General features: G+C 53.9%; 5 protein-coding genes. All 5 read right to left on the minus strand.

Features of this window, described 5'->3' with window-relative positions; genetic code table 11:
* Nucleotides 1–50: 50 nt before the first annotated feature.
* On the minus strand, nt 51–455 hold the full coding sequence (locus R6V78_RS09400) for a CoA transferase (RefSeq protein ID WP_410289097.1): 405 nt from the start codon (nt 453–455) through the stop codon (nt 51–53).
* A gap of 4 nt (nt 456–459) precedes the next feature.
* Nucleotides 460–726 (minus strand): CoA transferase, encoded by a 267-nt coding sequence (locus R6V78_RS09405; RefSeq protein WP_410289098.1) that lies wholly within the window; start codon nt 724–726, stop codon nt 460–462.
* 137 nt (nt 727–863) lie between these two features.
* The gene (locus R6V78_RS09410) at nt 864–1,721 is read right to left on the minus strand and encodes a TRAP transporter large permease subunit (protein WP_410289099.1); all 858 of its coding nucleotides are present in this window, start codon (nt 1,719–1,721) and stop codon (nt 864–866) included.
* Between the two features lie 171 nt (nt 1,722–1,892).
* Nucleotides 1,893–5,108 (minus strand): response regulator, encoded by a 3,216-nt coding sequence (locus tag R6V78_RS09415; protein ID WP_410289095.1) that lies wholly within the window; start codon nt 5,106–5,108, stop codon nt 1,893–1,895.
* 9 nt (nt 5,109–5,117) lie between these two features.
* The coding region (locus R6V78_RS09420) for a sensor histidine kinase (RefSeq protein ID WP_410289096.1) at nt 5,118–6,060 on the minus strand (943 nt) is incomplete at its 5' end.

The raw sequence follows: 6,060 nt of genomic DNA on the forward strand, positions 1-6,060 counted from the left end.
AGGATACTATGAGGATGCAAGGAAATTGTGACAAAATCCATCAATGTTGGTTATAAAAAAAAGCACACAAGAAAATACATAGGTTTATGGCTAAAAATGATAGGAGATAAAGGGGTTAAACCTTGATTAGCGCACGAAGCGTTGTTGATATTGAATGCGTATTGGGTATACGTATCTTCGACGACGTCCTTGACATTGTAAAGCGGGGCGCAGGGAATCTGTTTGGCCTGCAAAAAATCAACGATCTCCTTAACTTCCCTATTTCTGGTCCACGCTTCGACAAACTGCTTCACCTCGGCATGTTTTTTGACCCGGTCATAGTTGTCCTTGAGCGTACCGTCGGATAGAAGTTCGCTCCGGCCTATGGCGTTGCAGAATACTTCCCACAATTTGTTGTTCCCCACGGCAATGATGACCCATCCGTTCTTGGCCTGAAAGGTGTCGTAGGGATAGATGAATTCATATCGGTTGCCGGGGGTTGAGCTGCTTCAGGGTTTCATGGCCGATGCCCAGTTTTTCCATGGTGCCCGGTCTGAAGTTCTCTAAAACGACATCGGACCGTTTAACGAGATCAAGGAAGAGCGCTTTCGCGCGCGGATCCTTCAGGTTCAGAACAAGGCTCTTTTTATTGCGGTTGAGGTTCATGAAGTAGGCGCTCTCGCTGCCGATGAACGGTGGGTATTTGCGCGAGTCATCCCCTTGCCCGGGAACCTCGATCTTGATAATTTCAGCCCCATGTCACCCGATAAGAGTTTACAGAAAGGCCCGGCCAAGACCCTTGACAGATCCAACACGCGGATGCCGTAAAGGGCGCCATTACTCCTTGGGGAACTGCTCATCGAGACCTCCAGATAGGTTTTGCATTAAAAAGACGTTCTGACCTGCAGGCATTGAAACCGTTTGGCCAAGTATAAGCCGACAGTGATCGCCAAAGCCGCCATGGAGGTCCATAGCCCGGGAAGGATGGCCAGAATGGCTACCACCACCCAGAGCATCCCATCCAGCGCACGGAATCGAGATACCCTTAAGCCGCCGAACAGATTGGCGAAAGAGAATATGAAGATAACCCCGGAGAAAGCGGCCCGCAAAAACGCCTCGAACCCGGCCTGGGCGAGCATTCCGGGATAGATGATGAATAAAAACGGAATGACATAGGTGACCGCGCCCAGCTTGAGCGCATACTTTGCAGCCGCCGTCCATTTTGTCTCCGCGATGCCCGCGCCGACGAAAACGGCGATACACACGGGAGGGGTGATGACGGACAAGGTGGCATAATAGAACACAAACAGATGCGCGACGATCGGCGCGATACCGATTTTGATGAGCGCCGGAGCAAGTGCTGCGGCCACCAGCACGTAGGCGGCCGTCGTGGGAATCCCCATGCCCATGAGCATGCACACGCAGGCGACAATGAAGGCGATCAGATAAGTATTGTCACCGCCGATGATGATCACCATCGAAGAAAAGGTAATGCCCAGCCCGGTCATGTTGATCATGGCAACCATGATCTGGGCAACGGCCAGAAGAATCCCGATGATCAAAAGGCCTTTGGATGAATCCTGGAAAGCCTTGAGCAATTGCCTGGCGGCCGGGGCCATATCAGAAAAAGCACGTATGCGCGTGAACGGAAATAGAGCCAGAGCGGCCGCCATGCCGAAAAAAGCGGAAGTCGGCAGGGAGTTGCCGCGAAAGATGCTAATGTTCAGGGTAAAAGCTTGAATGGTGAATCAAGTTGATAGAACTTAGCCTGGAATTTTTTGTTTTTTGATAGTTTGCGTTTTGCTGATTTTACCGCGTGACTGACCCCTGAATAGCTCAGCCCAAATAGCCTGCCGATGTTTTCGTTTTTCAACTGGCCGGTTTTCCAGATTCAGTGACGCATGCGAATAACTTTATTGTTCTGATTGTTTCCTATTACTTCCGAAGATGGCCTTGAGCAGTTCAGCCGAGGAGGCCGTTTTGCTCACAAAGGCCTCGGCGCCCGCCTCGCGCATCGTCCGGGACACATGCTCGTCTTCGACCATTGAAAGTGCGATCACCCGCACTTCCGGCCATTGAGCCTTGATATGGCGGGTGGCCTCGATGCCATCCATCTCCGGCATGGAAACGTCCATCACGACCACATCCGGTTTCAGTTGCCGCACCCGGTCGATGGCTTCCTTTCCATTGGACGCCTCTCCCGCCACATGGATGCCCGGCTGGGTGCCGATCAAATTGATCAGTCCCTGACGCATCACCTTGTGATCATCGACGAATAACACCCGTGTGGTGCCTGACTCAACCCTGCAGATGCCCTCAGTCAATGCTATCGGCTGCAGGTTCGCATCAGGCCGCTGAGCTTTGTCTGTTTTTGACAAGTCGAGAGGAACGGACAACGTGAAGCGGCTGCCCAGCCCGGGAGCGCTTTCAATGGCAAGGCTGCCTCCGATGTAGCGGGCACGCTCGCGCAGACTCAATAAACCCAACCCGGCGGACGCAGTTGCGGAATCAAGCAGATCTGGATTGAACCCTCGGCCCTGATCGCTCACGATAACCGCAAGACAGCCATTTGAGGTGGAAAAGGTGATGCCAGCTCTTTTCACCCCAGAATGTTTGACAACATTGAAGAGCAACTCCTGCACAGCGCGGAACAGAAACACCTTGTTCTGGTCACCTTCAAGATGATGCGCTTCCTCTAATTGGAGCTCAACCTGCAGCCCGAAGTGCTCGCTGAAATATCGGCTTATCCATTGAAGTGCGGCGGTCAAATTCGAGTGCTGCAGCACCGGTGGGGAAAGTTCGTGTGACAACCGGCGCGATTTTAAAATGGATTCTTCAAGCAGTTGTTTTACGTTTGTCAGGTTCGGTTCATTGGGTTGGCTTTGGCAGGCTGATTCCAACTGCATCCTGGCGGCTGCCAGCATCTGCTGCAGATCGTCATGCAGAAGGTCGGCAATCCGTCGCCGCTCGCGCTCTTCGGCCTCGATTAGCTCCGCCGCCAGGGCTTGAAGCTGTCTGGACCTGTTTTCCGCCAGAAGGGTTCGTTCGGTGACCTTTTGCTCCAGGGTTTCATTTAAATTCCGCAGCTTCTCTTCTGCTTTCTCGCGTTCAGAGATATTTTTACGCAGCGCCTCCTGCACGCGCACCTGTTCGGTCACATTGCGGTTGATATGGGCCGCGCCAATCTGCAGACCTTGGGCGTCGTATATAGGGTTGAACTGCAGCTGGTAGACCTGGTTCTCCGGTTCCGGGCCGAATTTCTCCGTTATGCCGAAGGATTCTCCCTGCAGCGCACGGCCCCAAAGATCACAGGCCTTACGCTGGTCTTCTGGCCAGGGGGACAGCGCTTCGGCCATATTGGTCCCGATCTCTATTTCAAGCCCCCAAAGCTTTGTGAATTCGCGCCGGTAGGCCTCGTTGAAATAAATGTAACGGAAATCCTTGTCCTGGGCGGCGATCAGGTCGCTGGTGCCCCGGGTGATACCTTCGATAAGCCCGTGTGCACGCTGAAGCTTTTTATTGGCAGCGCTTAGATCCTTGGACTGCGCCTGCAGCGCCTCAGTCTGTTGCTGGAGTCTTTCATTCATCTGGCGCAAGAGCTGTTCATTTTTCACCTGCTCAGTGATGTCCAGAAACAGAATGGCAAAGCTACCTTTCGACGGGCTGTAGCACATGACGTCATAGTGCCTGCCCGTGTCCTGGTTGTAATTTTGAAAATGGACCGACTCTCCTGTGATGGCCACCCCGCAGTAAGTGTCTATCCAATTTTGTTCTAAATTGGGCAGAACCTCGGTCATCGGACGGCCGATGATCTGCCTCGAAAGTCCGGACTGCTGCTCGAAAGCTTCGTTCATCACCAGAAAGCAAAAATCGCACGCGCCACCGTTGGTGTCCAAAAGCGCCTGGCCCAACGCAAAGCCTTCATTCATATTGGTAAAAAGATCATGGAAACGCTGCTCGCTCGCCAACCGGGCTTGCTCAGCCTGTTTGCGCTCGGTGATATCCTGGGCAAACCCATAAACTTTGGCAGGCCTGCCCTCAGCATCGGTGATACAGCGCCCATGGCCATGGATGATGCGCTCCTTGCCATTGTCCAGGCGCACGATTCGATGCTCGAGATCATAGGGTGCTTTGCCCTTGCGCACATTGGCAAATGCCTGCTCGACGACGGCCCGATCCTCGGGATGGGCGATGGAAATAAGTTCATCGGGAGTCAGGGTGCGGCTGGGGCATCCGTGAATAGAAAGCCATTCATCGGAAAAAGTCCATCGGTCAGAAATAAGATCCCACTCCCAGGCCCCGGTATGCGACAGCCTTTCAGCCTCGGACATGAGCAGCCGACTGTGCTTGAGGGCCTCTTCGGTACGGCGCTTTTCAGTAACATCATGAAAAACGAGCACTGCGCCGATGACCCTGCCCTTTGCATCCAGAATTGGCGATGCGCTATCCTCAATGGGCACGATGCAGCCGTCTTTGGTCACCAGCGCCGTGTGATTGGCCAAAGGTATGGTGCGGCATTCGCGCAGCACGCAGGCGACAGGGTCTTCCATCGATTGGCCGGTCTGTTTGTTGATAATGCGAAACACCTGCGAAAGGGGTTGGTTTATAGCCTCTTCGACTTTCAAACCGATCAGGGATTCGGCCACGGGATTCATGAAGGTGATATGCTCTTGGGCATCGGTCGCGATGACTGCATCGCCGATGCTGGTCAGGGTGACGCGCAGCCACTCGCGCTGCTCTTGCACCTGCATATCGGCCTGATGTTTGTAAAGGGCCAAATCAATTTGGGTAGCCAGATCGCGCATCTCGAAAGGCTTTAAAATATAGCCGAACGGTCCGGTGAGCTTGGCCCGCGACAGTGTGGCCGGATCTGAATGGGCGGTGAGATAGATCACCGGCACATCGTACTTCGCTCGGATTGTTTCGGCGGCCTGGATGCCGTCATCTTGCCCATTTAACTGAATGTCCATCAAGATGAGCTGCGGCCGCAGTCTTAAGGCCACTTCGATGGCCTCTATGCTTGTGGCGGCCGTCCCCGCAACTGCGTAGCCCAGCTGCTCGAGCTTGCTGCTCAGGTTTTCAGCGACGATACCCTCGTCTTCAACGATCAGAATCGAAGTTTTACTCATATTCAACGCTTATCTTTTAAATAAAATCGTAAATTGTGTGCCCTGGACATTGCTGACCTCAACCTTGGCATTCAGTTGCCTGGCGAGTGTCCGGATGATGCGCAAACCCAGGGAGTGTGATTTTTCCCAATCCAGGCCCGAAGGAAGTCCGACGCCGTCGTCGCACACACGCAGGCGAATTTTTCCTCCCCCATCTTCATCAAGCGCTACCATCACCTTGCCGCTCCCGCGTCCAGGAAAGGCATGCTTTAGCGCATTACTGAACAGTTCATTCAGGATCAACCCGCAGGGCACCGCAGCGTTCACCGAAAGCGATACCGGTTTCAAGTCCAGATCGAGCTGGATGGCGGACGCCACCGGGCTTTGTGCGCGCCACAGGTACACCAAAAGGCTTTGGGCGTAATCGGCAAAATCCACCTGGGCCAGGTCTGATGACTGGTAAAGCTTCTCATGCACCATGGCCATGGAACGCACGCGGTAAATGACATCCTGAAAGATAGCGCGCATCGCGGAATCTTTGACTTCGTCGGCTTGCAGGTCCACCAGGCTGGAGATAACCTGCATGTTGTTTTTCACGCGGTGGTGGATTTCCTTGAGCAGCACTTCCTTTTCGGCAAGAGAGGCTTTCAGGGCTTCTTCCGCCAGCTTGATCGGCGTCAGATCCACAGTGGCGGATGCAACGCCGATCACCCGGCCGGACTGATCGTGAATCGGCTCCCAGCAGACATCAAGAAATATCCGTTCGCCCGGACGGTTAAACCACATCTGTTCGCGAAGCTCGATATTCTCTTTAAGTACACGGTGCTTGATGGCAGTGACATGCGCTGCTTCTTCGGGGGTGAAGATGTCCCAGTCGAAGTGGCCGACAATTTCCTCCGGCCGGGCAGTGCGTTGGTTGTATGCCCAAATATATTTAAGTCCGCGGTCTTGCGCCGCCACCGAGACCGGTGCG

Origin of the sequence: Desulfosarcina sp. (assembly GCF_046496365.1) — a bacterium.
Taxonomy (GTDB): Bacteria; Desulfobacterota; Desulfobacteria; order Desulfobacterales; family Desulfosarcinaceae; genus Desulfosarcina.

Coding starts and splice junctions, on each gene's coding strand:
- R6V78_RS09415 (WP_410289095.1), bottom strand. CDS start 5,108: ATGAGTAAAACTTCGATTCTGATCGTTGAAGACGAGGGTATCGTCGCT.